Here is a 16,092-nt window from a genome sequence, read left to right on the forward strand (position 1 = left end):
AAAGTGCGTCCCAAAAAGTGCGAAGCGGTTTTGGGATCAGACGCACGGCGAGACACAGCGCATCCCGAAAAGTGCGAAGCGGTTTTCGGATGAGATGCGCGACTAAAACAGTTCGGAACGAATAGCCGTTCCGGTTCATTATCGTATCGCGCAGGGTTGCGCGCTCACTGGAGGGAATGACGATGCCGCATTTGACGCCATCTGTATCGCATGTGGATTTACACAACGGTCAGAACGGAACGGTCAAAGCTGCGACCAATTCCACCAATGCAACCCGAAAAACGCGAACTTCGGCGGGTACTCCCCCCGCCCAAGGTCTCTATGATCCACGCAACGAACGCGACGCCTGCGGTGTTGGCTTCATTGCGCATATGAAGGGTCAGAAGTCGCATCAGGTTGTCGAAAACGGCCTCAAGATGCTTGAAAACCTCACCCATCGTGGTGCGGTTGGCGCCGACCCTCTGATGGGCGACGGTGCGGGCATTCTGGTGCAGATTCCAGATCGCTTTTTCCGCGAAGAAATGGCGCGTCAGGGCATCGACCTGCCGCAGCCGGGCCATTATGCCGTAGGCTATTTGTTCATGCCGCGCGATGCGGAATTGCGCGCGCATATCGAAGAGATCATCAAGGAAGTCATCGCTGCTGAAGGCCAGACCTTCATCGGTTTCCGTCAGGTGCCGGTTGATAATGAGTCTTTATCGAAGGCTCCTGAAATTGCCGCGACCGAGCCTTTCCATGTTCAGGTTTTCATCGGCCGTAGCGCGACTATTGAAACCGACGATGATTTTGAACGTCGCCTGTTCGTGCTGCGTAAGGTCATTTCCAACCGCATCTATCAGGAAAACGAGGGCGACGATAAGGGCTTCTATATCGTCTCCATGTCGGCGCGCACAGTTGTTTATAAGGGCATGTTCCTGGCCTATCAGGTTGGTGCCTATTACAACGACTTGAAAGATCCGCGCTTTGAAAGTGCTGTGGCGCTCGTTCACCAGCGCTTTTCGACCAACACTTTCCCGTCATGGCGTCTGGCGCATCCATATCGCATGGTTGCGCATAACGGCGAAATCAACACGCTGCGCGGCAACGTCAACTGGATGGCTGCCCGTCAGGCATCGGTGGATTCGGAGCTGTTCGGCAACGATATTTCCAAGCTCTGGCCGATTTCCTACGAAGGCCAGTCAGACACCGCCTGCTTCGATAACGCGCTCGAATTCCTGCATCAGGGCGGCTACAGCCTCGCACATGCGATGATGATGCTGATCCCGGAAGCATGGTCGGGCAACAAGCTGATGTCGGACGAACGCCGCGCGTTCTACGAATATCATGCGGCCCTCATGGAGCCATGGGATGGTCCTGCTGCCGTTGCCTTTACCGATGGTCGCCAGATTGGTGCGACGCTGGACCGTAACGGTCTGCGTCCGGCCCGTTATATTGTGACTGACGATGATTTCGTCATTCTGGCTTCGGAAGCAGGAGTTCTGCCTGTCGAAGAGAAGAAGGTCGTCAAGAAGTGGCGTCTTCAGCCAGGCCGTATGCTGCTCATCGATATGGAAGAAGGCCGCATCGTTTCGGATGAGGAAATCAAGTCACAGATCGCACAGAAGCATCCTTACAAGCAGTGGCTTTCCAACACGCAGCTTATTCTGGAAGATCTGAACCCGGTTGAGCCTCGCGCGCTGCGCAAGGATGTAAGCCTCCTCGACCGTCAGCAGTCATTCGGTTACAGCCAGGAAGACACCAAGCTTCTGATGTCGCCAATGGCCACAACTGGTCAGGAAGCCATCGGCTCGATGGGTACGGATACGCCGATTTCGGCCATGTCTGACAAGTCGAAGCTGCTCTACACCTATTTCAAGCAGAACTTCGCGCAGGTCACAAACCCGCCGATTGATCCGATCCGTGAAGAGCTGGTGATGAGCCTTGTCTCCTTCATCGGACCGCGCCCAAATATTTTCGATCTTGTTGGCACATCGCGCCGCAAGCGTCTGGAAGTGCGTCAGCCGATCCTGACCAATGGCGATCTCGAAAAGATCCGCTCCATCGGTCACACGGAAGATCGCTTCGATACCAAGACGCTCGACATCACCTATAATGTCGGCGAAGGCGCTAACGGTATGCAGGGCGCGATTGAACGCCTGTGCGACCGTGCGGAAGCAGCGGTTCATGGCGGCTATAACATCGTCATCCTGTCGGATCGTCAGGTTGGTCCGGATCGCATTCCGATCCCGGCTCTGCTGGCAACGGCTGCTGTCCACCATCACCTGATCCGCAAGGGCCTTCGTACATCGGTCGGTCTGGTCGTTGAATCGGGTGAACCGCGCGAAGTGCATCATTTCGCCTGCCTCGCAGGCTATGGTGCCGAAGCAATTAACCCGTATCTCGCATTCGACACGCTGCTCGACATGCATCGCCGTCGCGAATTCCCGCCGGAAGTCGATGAATATGAAGTGGTCAAGCGCTACATCAAGTCGATCGGTAAGGGCATTCTCAAGGTTATGTCCAAGATGGGCATCTCGACCTACCAGTCCTATTGCGGCGCGCAGATTTTTGATGCGGTCGGCCTGCAGACGAGCTTTGTCGATCAGTTTTTCTTTGGCACGGCAACGAGCATCGAAGGCGTTGGTCTTGACGAAATCGCGGAAGAAACCGTGCGCCGTCACACCGATGCATTCGGCAACGACCCGGTTCTGCTGACAGCGCTCGAAGTTGGTGGCGAATATGCCTACCGTATGCGTGGCGAAGCACATCTCTGGTCGCCGGATGCGGTAGCGAAACTGCAGCACGCCGTCCGTACTTCGAACCCCGATACATTCACCGAATATACGTCCATGCTCGACTCCAAGGCGGCGCAGGCAAAGACCATTCGTGGCTTGTTTGATATCCGCTTTGCGGAAGCAAGTGGTCGCAAGCCGGTTGCCATTGAAGAGGTTGAATCGGCGGTCGATATCGTCAAGCGCTTCTCGACCGGCGCCATGTCGTTCGGCTCGATCTCGCGTGAAGCTCACACCACGCTTGCGCGTGCGATGAACGCCATTGGCGGCAAGTCAAACACGGGTGAGGGCGGTGAAGAGCCGGATCGTTTCTATCCGCTGCCGGATGGTACGCCAAACCCAGAACGCTCTGCGATCAAGCAGGTGGCATCGGGCCGCTTCGGTGTGACGACGGAATATCTGGTCAACTCCGATCTCATCCAGATCAAGGTTGCGCAGGGTGCAAAGCCTGGTGAAGGCGGTCAGCTGCCGGGCCATAAGGTCGATGCGACCATCGCCAAGACACGTCACTCGACGCCGGGCGTTGGCCTCATTTCACCTCCACCACACCATGACATCTACTCGATCGAAGATCTGGCACAGCTGATCTATGATCTGAAGAACGTCAATCCGGCTGCTGATATTTCGGTTAAGCTGGTTTCGGAAGTGGGTGTTGGTACGGTTGCGGCTGGTGTTGCCAAGGCACGCGCCGACCACATCACCGTGTCCGGCTATGATGGCGGCACAGGTGCGTCTCCGCTCACATCACTCAAGCACGCTGGTTCGCCATGGGAAATCGGCCTTGCCGAAACCCATCAGACGCTGGTGCTGAACGGTCTTCGTTCACGCATTGCGCTGCAGGTCGATGGCGGTCTTCGGACCGGTCGCGACGTGGTGATCGGTGCGCTGCTCGGTGCCGACGAGTTCGGTTTCTCGACCGCTCCGCTGATTGCCGCTGGCTGCATCATGATGCGCAAGTGTCATCTCAACACCTGCCCTGTGGGCGTTGCCACGCAGGACCCTGTTCTGCGCAAGCGCTTCAAGGGCACGCCTGAGCATGTCATCAACTTCTTCTTCTATCTGGCAGAAGAAGTGCGCGCTCTTCTTGCAGCCATGGGCTTCACCAAGCTTGAGCAGATTATCGGCGAAACGGAACTGCTCGAAAAGCAGACCATGATCGATCATTGGAAGGCCAAGGGTCTCGACTTCAGCCGTATCTTCTACAAGCCGGAAGCCGAGAAGCACGAAATCTTCTGGACCGAACGTCAGCATCATCCGATTGAAGATGTTCTGGATCGAACGCTGATTGCTCAGGCCATGCCTGCGCTTGAAAACAAGACACCGGTCAAGATCGATGTAGACATCAAGAATGTGGACCGTTCGGCAGGTGCGATGCTTTCGGGTGAAGTGGCCAAGCGTTTCCGCCACAAGGGTCTGCCGGATGACACCATTGCCGTTACCCTGCGCGGTACGGCTGGCCAGTCCTTCGGTGCCTTCCTTGCACGCGGTGTCTCGTTTGAACTCATTGGCGATGGCAACGACTATATCGGCAAGGGTCTTTCGGGTGGTCGCATTGTCATACGTCCGCCAGAAGACACGCGTATTGTGGCCGAAAACTCGATCATCGCAGGCAATACCGTGCTTTACGGTGCGCTTGAAGGCGAGTGCTATTTCCGCGGTGTGGCAGGCGAGCGTTTCGCAGTGCGTAACTCCGGTGCGGTGACAGTTGTCGAAGGCGTGGGTGATCACGGCTGCGAATATATGACGGGCGGTGTCGTTGTCGTTATCGGTCAGACTGGCCGTAACTTTGCAGCCGGCATGTCGGGCGGTGTCGCCTATGTGCTGGATGAAGAAGGTGACTTTGCACAGCGCTGCAACATGGCGATGGTCGAGCTGGAACCGGTGCCGGAAGAGGATGACATCCTCGAAAAGCTGCACCATCACGGCGGCGACCTGATGCACAAGGGCCGTGTGGATGTATCGGCAAACATGACGCGCCACGACGAAGAACGTCTGGTGCAGCTGATTGCCAACCATCTGCATTACACCGGCTCTACGCGTGCCAAGGACATTCTCGACAATTGGGAGAGCTATCGCCCGAAATTCGTGAAGGTCATGCCGGTCGAATATCGTCGCGCTCTCGAAGAGATGGAACGCATGCAGATCGGCGTTGCAGCGGAATAAAACTCATAATCAAGACGCGGTGCTTGTGCGCCTGAAATGGCGAATAGCACCGCGATAGGAGCATGGAATAATGGGTAAGGTTACTGGTTTTCTTGAGGTTGATCGGCAGGTAGCAAAGTACCAGCCAGCATCGGATCGCATTCGTCACTTTCGCGAATTCACGCTTCCCATGACGGACGGTGAAGTGCAGAAGCAGGCGGCACGCTGCATGGATTGCGGTATCCCGTTCTGTCACGGTCCAACGGGCTGCCCTGTGCACAATCAGATCCCTGACTGGAACGATCTCGTCTATAACAACAACTGGGATCAGGCGATCCGCAACCTGCATCTGACCAACAACTTCCCGGAATTCACGGGTCGTGTTTGTCCGGCGCCTTGTGAAGAAGCCTGCACGCTGAACCTTGAAGATGCGCCAGTTGCGATCAAGACCGTTGAACAGGCACTCGGCGATAAGGCCTATGAGCTTGGCTATATCGTTCCGCAGCCAGCAGCGCAGAAGACCGGCAAGTCGGTCGCGATCATCGGTTCTGGCCCGGCAGGTCTTGCGGCCGCTCAGCAGCTGGCACGTGCTGGTCACATGGTCGATGTCTATGAACGCGAAAGCCGTCCGGGTGGTCTGCTGCGTTATGGTATTCCTGACTTCAAGATGGAAAAGCACCTGATCGACCGTCGCGTCACGCAGATGGAAGGTGAGGGCGTCCGCTTCCTTTGCGGCGTAAATATCGGCGTCGACAAGCCGCTGCGCGGTCTGCTCGATACCTATGATGCGGTGCTTTATTCGGGCGGCTCCGAAAAGCCGCGTCCAGCCGGTATTCCGGGTGCAGATCTAGAAGGCGTGCATGATGCCATGCCTTACCTCGTTCAGCAGAACCGTCGTGTTGGCCGCGAAAGCATTGAATCCGTCGCCTGGCACGAAGCTCCAATCCTTGCCGGTGGCAAGCATATCGTCGTTGTCGGCGGTGGTGATACGGCTTCTGACTGCGTAGGCACGGCTTTCCGTCAGGGCGCGGTCAATGTCACGCAGCTCGATATTCGCCCGCAGCCGCCTGAAAGAGAAGACAAGCTGAGCGTCTGGCCTTATTGGGCAACCAAGATGCGTACGTCTTCCAGTCAGGCTGAAGGTGCTAATCGCGAGTTTCAGGTGGCAACGCTTGAATTCATCGGCGAAGACGGCAAACTCACTCACGTGAAGTGCTGCCAGGTTGATGAAAAGCGCAAGCCGATTGCTGGCTCTGAGTTCTTCATCAAGGCTGATCTTGCTTTCATCGCCATCGGCTTCTTCGGTCCGGGCGAAGATAGCGTGGTGAAGGAACTTGGCGATAAGCTCGAAATCGCAACGGATCGTCGCGGTGGGACTTCCGTGAAGGCCAATGAGCAAGACTATCGCACAAATGTCGACAAGCTTTATGCAGCAGGCGATGTGCGCCGTGGTCAGTCGCTTGTTGTCTGGGCAATTCGTGAAGGCCGTCAAGCAGCTCATGCTATCGACGCAGATCTGATGGGATCGTCCGTATTGCCTCGGTAATTAAAACGTCGTCTCAATAAAAAGCCCGGCTTTAAGCCGGACTTTTTTTGCTTTTTATGTTAGCTTTGCTGGCGCTTCTTGCGAATTGCCAGATAGACAATGCCTAAGAACACAAACCAGATCGGTGTTACTTTGAGTGCCGCTGCCGTGTCCTGTTCCTGTGCCAGCGCCCAGAGAATGAAGGCAAAGAAAGCAAACACCATGACGACGGAAGCGCGTCCACCCGGCAGCTTGAAGGTCGACTTTTCATGCAGATCAGGACGCTTGCGGCGATACTGAAGATAGGACGCAAGAATGATCGACCAGATGAAGATGAAGAGAAGCGCTGAAATCGTCGTGACGATGGTAAAGGCTTCAATGATGCTCTGGCCTGCATAAAGCAGCACAACACCTGCAAGCAGGAAGATGCAGGAGAAAAACAGCGCATTCACTGGCACCTTGCGGCTGTTAAGCTTGCCGAGTGTCTGCGGTGCGAGGCGTGATGTTGCCAGACCATAGATCATGCGCGAGGTCGAGTAGATGCCGGAATTGGCGCTCGACGTTGCCGAAGTCAGCACCACGAAGTTGACGACATGGGCGGCAATGCCAAGTCCTGCCAGCGAGAACATGGCCACGAACGGGCTGGAGTTTGGATCGACCTGATCCCACGGAATGACCGTGATAATCACGAACAGCGCACCAACATAGAAAAGCACGACACGGATCGGGATCGAATTGATTGCCTTTGGCAGATTGCGCGTCGGGTTTTCGGTTTCAGCCGCGGCCGTACCAACCAGCTCGATACCCACGAAAGCGAAAACCGCGATCTGGAAGCCTGCCACAAAGCCGAAGAAGCCGTTCGGGAAGAACCCGCCATTTGCCCACAGATGCGTGACCGAAGCCTGCGTACCATTTGGCAGCGTGAAATTCGTGATCAGCATATAAGCGCCAGCCAGAATAAGCGCGACGATTGCAACGATCTTGATCAGCGCAAACCAGAATTCGATTTCACCGAAGTTGCGCACGTTTGGCAGGTTCAGCAGCAGCAACACGCCGATCAGGCCAAGCGCCGGAATCCACAGAGCCAGTTCCGGATACCAGAACGATACATAGCCCGAAACAGCCACCACATCGGCAATGCCGGTTACAATCCAGCAGAGCCAGTAGGTCCAGCCAGTGAAGAACTGTGCCCATGGGCCGAGATAGTCGCCTGCGAAATCAGCGAATGAGCGATATTCGAGATTGGACAGCAGGATTTCACCCAGCGCGCGCATCACGAAGAACAGCATGAAGCCGATGATCGCATAGACCAGCAGAATGGATGGTCCCGCGAGCGAGATGGTCTTGCCCGAACCCATGAAAAGGCCCGTGCCGATTGCGCCACCAATGGCAATCAGCTGGAGATGTCGATTGGACAGATTGCGTGCAAGATGGGGTTCCTCCTCCCGGTTGTTCTCAACGGGAGGCTTCGATGCAATATTCATTCAGATGCCTCTTATGCATTGCGGTCGCGTCGGGGACGCACCCTCAAAATCATGCCCGGAACGGACAACAGGCTTCTGATAGACGAGGAAATCTGTAATGTGAACTAAGAGAAATATAGCAATTAGGCGAAGAAATGCCGCACATTTCACCGCATTTTCAGTAAAAGACGGTCTGCTCGGCCATTATTCTGTTTAAGTATCAGGGATTTACGCTTTTTTGCGGCCAGCTGAAGTCATCTGCCCTGCCGGGAGCAGTTTTTCGCTCTGCTGACGGCTTTTTCTCATCCTTTTTGCGCGATGCCAGCGTTCCGCCCAGCAAAACCCCGCTATTGTCGCGGTTAATGTCACGCAGACTCACCGGCGCAATACGATCAACCGGCTTGGAAGGGTCCTGTTTTCCGGCGGTGGGCAGCAATTGCTCATTGTCGCGAATGTCGCCGAATAGCGCCTTTAGAGGCTTCTCTGCGTAGAAAGCGAGTTTGCGTTTGCCGGCAGTGGTGGTGTTGATCCCATCATTACCGCGCAGACGCGCTGTCTGTCCGTTGATGTCGAAGCCGGTCTGGCTGAAATTGCCTTCTTCATCGACAAAACCGTCCCAAACATCGACAAACTTCGCGCCTGCCTTTTCGGATGTGGTGCGATGGATTTCATTGAGCGCAAGCATATCCTGCGACATGCCGCGTGGCCGGAACGGTGGCTGTCCAACCCATATCAGTGGATATTTCTTATCCGTGATTTCCTTCATGAACTTGGAAACGCGGTTCTGATATTCTGCCGTCCATTCGGGCGAGCGAGCCGCAAGACTTTGCCCTTTGGCGATGATCGCCTGTCGGTCGTTTGAACCGATCATCACGACGACAGCGGCGGGCTTTTCTTCTTCGAGTATCTTGCCGATGCTGGCAGGCCAATCAAAATGGTCGTCGCGGACAAAGCCTGATGAGCCGTTGATACGGCTGACGATCCGCAAATCCGGATTGGCTCCAAAGGCAACGTCGAGCCCTTCCGCAAGACCATTGCCGATGAAGTCACCCACCACGAGAACCTTTTTGGCATCCGGCTTCTTTTCAACGAAATTGACTTCGGGCTGCGGGGCAGGCGCGGGGGCTGAGCGGGCTGCGGGCGTTGCTTTTGGGGCGCGCTTGGGTTTGGCCGGGCGCACACGTTGTGGTTTTGGCTGCTCATATTGCTGCTGTGGCTGTGCCTTCTTGGGGCCGAACAGCAGGTCGAAAATTGTGCGGGGGCGTTCCTGTGCCAATGCAGATGACAAGGCGGTGAGAACAATGGCGAAGGCAACGAGCATCGTTGCTAAAACGCTGAAAGCCGTGTTTTTGAACTGCTTTGCGTGCATTGTTCTTACCTTCCTGCTTCCAGAATTGTAGCGCCCATCGCCAAAAAGAAAAAGGAGCGTACATCAAATGTACGCTCCATACCTTTAAAGCGGCTTTTAACGGCGGCGGAGAACCGAAAGCACTTCCGCGCTTGGATGCCCGTCTGGCTGCAAGCCATTGCGCTGCTGGAACGCTTCAATCGCCTTGCGCGAAGTTGAGCCGATCTTGCCGTCGATCTTGCCGTCGTAATAGCCGAGCGCCTTGAGATGCGTCTGCAATTCTTCCCGCTCATTCATGGTGATTGGCGTGAAAGGACGGTTCCAGTCCTGACGCAAGCCCTGATAACCACCAATGCGATCTGCAAGCAGACCAACGGCGAGTGCATATTTATCGGCGTTGTTATAGCGCTTGATGACGAAGAAGTTCTTGCCCATCAGGAAGGCTGGACCCTGACGACCATCAAGTACCTTGAGAGTAACCTTCTCATTGGCATCCGGGAACGGACGGCCATTGGCGCGGACGACGCCGAGCTTCTGCCATTCAGCAGCCGAAAGCGAACCGGATGGGAACTTGCGTCCAGCTGGAAGCTGAACTTCATAACCCCATGTGCGGCCCGGCTGCCAGCCATTGCGGTGCAGAAGGTTTGCCGCGGTGCCAAGAGCATCGGGAACCGAATTCCAGATATCGCGCTTGCCATTGCCATCCATGTCGACTGCATAGGCCTGATAGCTTGTCGGGATGAACTGGGTATGGCCCATCGCGCCTGCCCAAGAGCCAGTCAGATGTCCGCGGTCGATATCGCCGGTCTGGAGAATTTTCATGGCGGCGATCAGCTGCGTGCGACCAAACTTGGCGCGGCGCTGATCGGCATAGGCGAGCGTCGCCAGCGAGCGGATCGTATCCATCATAACGTCGTCGCGCTTGAGGATTTCGCCGTAATTGCTTTCCATCGACCAGATGGCCAGCAGGATATTGCGATCAACCGAGAAGCGCTGTTCGATGCGCTGGAGCCACGGGCCCCATTTTTTCGCCATGCTCTGACCCACAGCCACGGAATGCTCATTCACGCGGTTGTCGATATAGTTCCAGACAGGCTCGTTGAACTCCGGCTGAAAGCGCGCTTTGCGCAGCACTTCCGGATCGGGCGAATCGACGCCTCGAAACGCACGGTCGAATGTCGATGGCGATACGCCATTCTGAACAGCCGTGGTGCGGAAACTGGAAACCCATTTTCGGAAATTGGCATCAGCGAAAGCGCTGCCAGTCGTCAGCCCAGATGCAAGCATTGCCACCGCAACGGTTGCTGTAATCTTGGCGCGCATTCCTCGTCCCAGAGTGAATGGAAATCGCAGCATTCTGTGTTTCCCTTCTGCAATCATATTTTGCCGTGCCTAACGGCGAGTTGCCTTTCATGCCGAGCCTGTTTCAGTCAGATTGCATTAAGTCGCTAATACTATCCAGTGTTGAATTTGGGGCCGACCCTGATGAGGTTTAAAATTATAGGCTTCAGGTTAGCATTTGGTTTACCATGGCGCGATTTACGAAAAAAATTGCCTGAACTTTTATGAAATATTTGAATCAAGTAAGATTAAGGTCAGGTCATCGAATGTGATAAGGAAAAAGACGGAATTTCGTCATTCCTTAATGAAAACGCCCTATTTGAAATGCAATGGTTTCAATGCTTTGATAGCACAACGCTGTTTGTAACAAATCGAGGAGACGAATGAGTTCGATCCGCAAAATCCGTAAGGCAGTATTCCCGGTCGCCGGTCTTGGGACCCGCTTTCTTCCAGCGACAAAGTCCATCCCCAAGGAAATGCTTACCGTCGTCGACAAGCCAGTCATCCAGTATGTGGTGGACGAGGCCCGCGAGGCCGGTATCGAACATCTGATTTTCGTCACCGGACGCAACAAGGCCGTCATCGAAGATTACTTCGACGCACAGGTTGAGCTTTATTCCACGCTTGCCGAACGCGGCAAGAAGGCTGAGCTTGAGCATCTGCAGGAATTGCAGCCGCAGCCAGGCACCACCAGCTTCACCCGCCAGCAGGTTCCACTCGGCCTTGGCCATGCGGTCTGGTGCGCACGCGAACTGGTCGGCGATGAGCCTTTCGCACTGCTTTTACCAGATATGGTCATGCAGTCGAAGAAGGGTTGCCTCAAGGAAATGGTCGAGCTTTATGAGCAGACCGGCGGCAATGTGATTGCTGTGCAGGAATGCGATCCTGAAGAAGCCCATAAATACGGCATCGTCGGTAAGGGCAATGCGATCGGCAACGGCTTTGAGATCAACCAAATGGTTGAAAAGCCAGCCAAGGGCACCGCACCTTCCAATCTCTATATCAATGGCCGCTACATTCTTCAGCCAGAAATCTTTGAGCTGCTGAGCAAGCAGGAAAAGGGTGCAGGCAATGAAATCCAGCTGACCGACGCCATGCTCAAGCTTGCCGATCAGCAGAAGTTCTTCGGCTTCGATTACCATGGCCGGACATTCGACTGCGGCTCGAAGTCGGGCTTCATCGAAGCAAACGTGGCTTTTGCCCTGTGGCGTAAGGATATCCGCCCAACGGTCGAAGTTTCGATTGCCGATCTGCTCAAAACGATCAAGCCGGAATAGGCCAGACGGACATACAGACCAAGAAAACCCCGCTTTCAAATATGAAGCGGGGTTTTTTGTTTATAGCATTGCCAGCAAAAGCGCGAAGCGGTTTTGCGTCGAATAATGCATAAAAACAACCAGCTACAGCGGTTCCAACGATCCAATCTTAACTGGAACCGCTGTAATGTGAGGTGTAGTCCCCTTGGCCAGCTCTCTTGGCCAGCTCTCTTGGCATGAAATTCGCTTCCTTAAACACGACAAGGCGAAAGCATGATCGGGAATATGACGGCAGCAAACCAGCAGCTGAGGGCGCTTTCATCACAGCGCGTTAACGGGATTGGGCGATTATCGCTTCAGTTCAAGGATGGTCGTACCCGAATTGCAGAGCTTTATCAGGAGGGTGCTGCAAAAATCCGTATGCCACGGGCTGCAACTGATCCTCTTGAGGCTATCCTCATAAACACATCGGGCGGTTTAACTGGCGGTGATCGCCTGAACTGGCAGATGGAACTGGCCCAAAACACATCAGCTATCATCACGAGCCAAGCCTGCGAACGTATCTATCGCGCGAGCGATGATGAGGCTCGCATCACCACAAGTATCAAGCTTGCAGACGACACACGTCTTGCATGGCTCCCACAGGAAACCATTCTGTTCAACCAGTCGGCGCTATCGCGGAGGCTGGAGATAGAAATGGCTGCAAGTGCTGAACTGCTGCTGGTGGAAACAACGGTTTTCGGACGGCTTGCAATGGGAGAAAGCGTCGAGCAAGCGCAGTTTCGAGATCGCTGGCGCGTGCGGGTTGGAGACCGGCTGGTTCACGCCGAAGAGTTCTGCATTGGCCCCGATGTGGCCGCGCAATTGAACAGCCGTGCGGTAACCGATGGTGCTTTGGCGATAGCGACAATCCTGATGATTGGAAAGCAGCCAGAACGCCACCTCGATAAAGCCCGAACGGTTGTGGGTGAGGATGGGGGATGCAGCATCACCGAGACTGCTGGCGTTGCGAAGCTTTTGATCCGGCTTATGGCGCCGGACAGCTATTCGCTTCGCAAGCGGTTGGTGCCTCTGCTGACGCTGCTTAATGGAAAGGCACAACTGCCTAAAGTTTGGTCAATTTAAACCCAGCGCGAGCTCAGGTTTTATGCAGGACGATTTGGAACAGGATCATGAATTTAACGCCAAGAGAAAAAGATAAGCTCCTAATCGCTATGGCCGCCATGGTCGCCCGCCGCCGATTGGAACGCGGTGTGAAGCTTAATCATCCGGAAGCGATTGCTCTGATTAGCGATTTCGTCGTTGAGGGCGCAAGAGATGGGCGCTCCGTCGCCGACCTCATGGAAGCGGGAGCCCATGTGATTACGCGTGAGCAGGTAATGGCAGGTGTCGCTGAGATGATCCACGATGTTCAGGTCGAGGCGACCTTTCCTGACGGCACCAAGCTCGTCACCGTGCATGAACCAATTCGCTGAAGCGGGAAGACATGCAGCGGTTCCAGTTAAGAATGAATCATTGAAACCGCTGTAACTGTTTGTTTTTACGCATTATCCGACGCAAAGCGCGCTCCGCAATTTTGCGGGAAATGCTATAATAGAGGGATTGATAATGAGAAAATCGATATTTCTTGTGGCAACAGCGATGGCGCTCACAGCAAACCCGGCCTTTGCGCATCTTAACCCTGCCGAGCATGGTTCGTTCGCGGCGGGTTTCACGCACCCGATTTCAGGGGCTGACCATATACTGGCGATGGTGGCAGTCGGTCTATGGGCTGCAATGCTTGGCGGGCGGGCGCTGTTTGCTGTCCCTGCCGCCTTTGTCGGTGTCATGCTGCTTGGGTTTGTTGCGGCCCTCGCGGGGGTTCCGGTACCGTTTGTCGAGCCGGTTATCCTCGCTTCAGTAGTCGTGATTGGTCTTCTGGTAGCTTTGGCGCTTCCGGTCTCGGCTGTAGTCAGCGCCATGATCGTTGGCTTCTTCGCATTCTTCCATGGTCATGCCCATGGCGGTGAAATTGGTGGAGCGGCTTTCCTTTCCTATGGTGCGGGTTTTGCGCTGGCGACGATCCTGCTCCATGCGGCAGGTATTGGCGTGGGGCTCACAGCCGGGCGCATGATGACGGGGAAAAACGGGCGCATTGCTCTGCGTGTTGCGGGTGGCGCGACGGCTCTTGGCGGCCTCATGCTGATGGCCGGATGAGGTGATGCGATGATACCCGGAGAAATCATTACCGCTGATGGCGACATAGAGCTCAATCAGGGCCAGCCGACCATCACCCTCAAAGTGGCCAATACCGGTGATCGCCCGATCCAGGTGGGCAGCCATTATCACTTCTACGAGGTCAATGCAGCGTTGTCTTTTGATCGCGAGCAGGCGCGTGGTTTCAGGCTCGATATTACAGCCGGAACTGCAGTTCGTTTCGAGCCGGGACAGGAGCGTGATGTGACGCTGGTGCCGATTGGTGGAAAACGCGAGATTTATGGCTTCCGTCAGCTTGTCATGGGCAGGCTCTAATCCAGGAAAAAGGGGAATCCCATGCCAGCCAGAATTAGTCGCGCCACATATGCGCAGATGTTCGGCCCGACCACCGGAGACAAGGTTCGGCTTGCCGATACGGAGCTGTTTATCGAAGTCGAAAAAGACCTAACCGTCTATGGTGAGGAGGTTAAGTTCGGTGGTGGCAAGGTTATCCGCGATGGTATGGGGCAAAGCCAGTTATCGCGCGCGCAAGGCGCGATGGATACTGTCATCACCAATGCGCTGATCCTTGATCACACCGGCATTTATAAGGCCGATGTCGGCCTGCTCGACGGGCGTATTGCAGGCATCGGCAAAGCCGGCAATCCTGATACGCAGCCGGGTGTGACGATTATCATAGGCCCCGGCACGGAGATCATTGCAGGCGAAGGCCGTATCCTGACTGCGGGTGCTATTGATTCACATATCCATTTCATTTCACCGCAGCAGGTGGAAGAAGCTTTGAACTCGGGCGTCACTTGTATGGTCGGTGGCGGCACTGGCCCTGCACATGGCACCCTTGCCACCACCTGCACCCCGGGACCATGGAACATTGCCCGTCTGATCCAGTCATTTGACGGCATGGCGATGAATTTCGGCGTGTTTGGCAAGGGCAATGCATCCTTGCCAGGCGCACTGGAGAAAATGGTGCTTGCTGGTGCGTGCGGTCTGAAACTGCATGAGGATTGGGGAACGACCCCGGCCTCTATCGACAATTGCCTTGCTGTCGCGGACCGGTTTGATGTGCAGGTGGCAATCCATACCGACACGCTCAATGAATCGGGCTTTGTTGAAGATACGCTTGCTGCTTTCAAAGGGCGCACGATCCATTCATTTCATACCGAAGGTGCAGGTGGCGGGCACGCACCCGACATTATACGCGTCTGCCAGTATCCGAACGTATTGCCTGCTTCGACCAACCCCACAAGGCCTTATACGGTCAATACGGTGGCCGAACATCTCGACATGCTGATGGTCTGCCATCACTTGTCGCCCTCCATTCCTGAAGACATTGCCTTTGCTGAAAGTCGCATCCGTAAGGAAACGATTGCCGCCGAAGATATTCTGCATGACATGGGTGCTTTCTCCATCATCTCATCAGACAGTCAGGCCATGGGCCGTGTCGGCGAAATGGTTATTCGCTGCTGGCAAACTGCCGACAAGATGAAGCGGCAACGAGACGCACTCTCTGAGGATGTACCAGGCAATGATAATTATCGTGCCCGTCGCTATGTTGCGAAATATACGATCAACCCGGCAATTGCGCATGGCATGTCGCATGAGATTGGTTCGGTGGAAGTTGGAAAGCGCGCCGATCTGGTGTTGTGGAATCCGGCATTCTTCGGTGTAAAGCCAGATTTCGTATTGCTTGGCGGCTGGATTGCGACCGCACCGATGGGCGACCCGAATGCTTCCATCCCTACGCCGCAACCCATGCATTACAGGCCAATGTTCGGCTCGTTCGGCAAGGCGCGTACCAACAGCTCAGTAACATTTGTGTCTGAAGCCGCGATGAGTGCCGGTTTGCGGGAGTCGATTGGCGTCGACAAGCAGATGGTTGCGGTCAAAAATACGCGCGGTGGCATTGGCAAGCGTTCGATGATTTTGAACGATGCGATGCCGCAGATGGAGGTTGATCCAGAAACCTACGAAGTGCGGGCCAATGGCGAGCTTTTGACCTGCGAGCCGGTCGATGTCGTCCCCATGGCACAACGCTACTTCCTGTTTTGAA

General features: G+C 55.1%; 11 protein-coding genes. 8 read left to right on the forward strand and 3 right to left on the reverse strand.

Annotated features, from left to right (window positions below; translation table 11 throughout):
- Nucleotides 1-182: 182 nt before the first annotated feature.
- Together gltB and ABWV94_RS09705 are read left to right on the forward strand one after the other, a co-directional pair.
- Nucleotides 183-4,934, forward strand: a complete 4,752-nt coding sequence (gene gltB, locus ABWV94_RS09700) for a glutamate synthase large subunit (protein WP_007877189.1) — start codon at nucleotides 183-185, stop codon at nucleotides 4,932-4,934.
- A gap of 70 nt (nucleotides 4,935-5,004) precedes the next feature.
- Nucleotides 5,005-6,459, forward strand: coding sequence for a glutamate synthase subunit beta (locus ABWV94_RS09705; RefSeq protein WP_079213212.1), 1,455 nt, complete (start codon nucleotides 5,005-5,007; stop codon nucleotides 6,457-6,459).
- A 59-nt stretch (nucleotides 6,460-6,518) separates the two neighbouring features.
- Here ABWV94_RS09705 and ABWV94_RS09710 read toward each other — a convergent pair whose 3' ends face one another.
- The 3 genes from ABWV94_RS09710 to ABWV94_RS09720 all read right to left on the reverse strand — a co-directional run bounded on the left by ABWV94_RS09710 (nucleotide 6,519) and on the right by ABWV94_RS09720 (nucleotide 10,605).
- Nucleotides 6,519-7,922 (reverse strand): amino acid permease, encoded by a 1,404-nt coding sequence (locus ABWV94_RS09710; RefSeq protein ID WP_007877184.1) that lies wholly within the window; start codon nucleotides 7,920-7,922, stop codon nucleotides 6,519-6,521.
- Nucleotides 7,923-8,121: 199 nt separating this feature from the next.
- Nucleotides 8,122-9,270: an SGNH/GDSL hydrolase family protein gene (locus tag ABWV94_RS09715; RefSeq protein ID WP_353413437.1), complete on the reverse strand. Its 1,149-nt coding sequence runs from the start codon at nucleotides 9,268-9,270 to the stop codon at nucleotides 8,122-8,124.
- A 96-nt stretch (nucleotides 9,271-9,366) separates the two neighbouring features.
- Nucleotides 9,367-10,605 carry a lytic murein transglycosylase gene (locus ABWV94_RS09720; protein WP_007877180.1) on the reverse strand — a complete coding sequence of 413 codons (1,239 nt, stop codon included), beginning with the start codon at nucleotides 10,603-10,605 and terminating at the stop codon, nucleotides 9,367-9,369.
- 368 nt (nucleotides 10,606-10,973) lie between these two features.
- Here ABWV94_RS09720 and galU point away from each other — a divergent pair, with 368 nt between their 5' ends.
- The 6 genes from galU to ureC all read left to right on the forward strand — a co-directional run bounded on the left by galU (nucleotide 10,974) and on the right by ureC (nucleotide 16,091).
- Nucleotides 10,974-11,867 (forward strand): UTP--glucose-1-phosphate uridylyltransferase GalU, encoded by an 894-nt coding sequence (gene galU / locus ABWV94_RS09725; protein WP_084479833.1) that lies wholly within the window; start codon nucleotides 10,974-10,976, stop codon nucleotides 11,865-11,867.
- A gap of 264 nt (nucleotides 11,868-12,131) precedes the next feature.
- Nucleotides 12,132-12,971 (forward strand): urease accessory protein UreD, encoded by an 840-nt coding sequence (locus ABWV94_RS09730; RefSeq protein ID WP_353413539.1) that lies wholly within the window; start codon nucleotides 12,132-12,134, stop codon nucleotides 12,969-12,971.
- 47 nt (nucleotides 12,972-13,018) lie between these two features.
- Nucleotides 13,019-13,321: an urease subunit gamma gene (locus ABWV94_RS09735; RefSeq protein ID WP_007877174.1), complete on the forward strand. Its 303-nt coding sequence runs from the start codon at nucleotides 13,019-13,021 to the stop codon at nucleotides 13,319-13,321.
- Between the two features lie 133 nt (nucleotides 13,322-13,454).
- Nucleotides 13,455-14,042 carry a HupE/UreJ family protein gene (locus ABWV94_RS09740; protein ID WP_353413439.1) on the forward strand — a complete coding sequence of 196 codons (588 nt, stop codon included), beginning with the start codon at nucleotides 13,455-13,457 and terminating at the stop codon, nucleotides 14,040-14,042.
- 9 nt (nucleotides 14,043-14,051) lie between these two features.
- Nucleotides 14,052-14,357 (forward strand): urease subunit beta, encoded by a 306-nt coding sequence (locus tag ABWV94_RS09745; protein ID WP_353413441.1) that lies wholly within the window; start codon nucleotides 14,052-14,054, stop codon nucleotides 14,355-14,357.
- A 21-nt stretch (nucleotides 14,358-14,378) separates the two neighbouring features.
- Nucleotides 14,379-16,091, forward strand: coding sequence for an urease subunit alpha (gene ureC / locus ABWV94_RS09750; RefSeq protein WP_353413443.1), 1,713 nt, complete (start codon nucleotides 14,379-14,381; stop codon nucleotides 16,089-16,091).
- Nucleotide 16,092: the final 1 nt, after the last annotated feature.

Origin of the sequence: Brucella sp. NBRC 12953, assembly GCF_040369775.1 — a bacterium.
In the GTDB taxonomy this organism is placed as follows: domain Bacteria; phylum Pseudomonadota; class Alphaproteobacteria; order Rhizobiales; family Rhizobiaceae; genus Brucella; species Brucella pseudogrignonensis.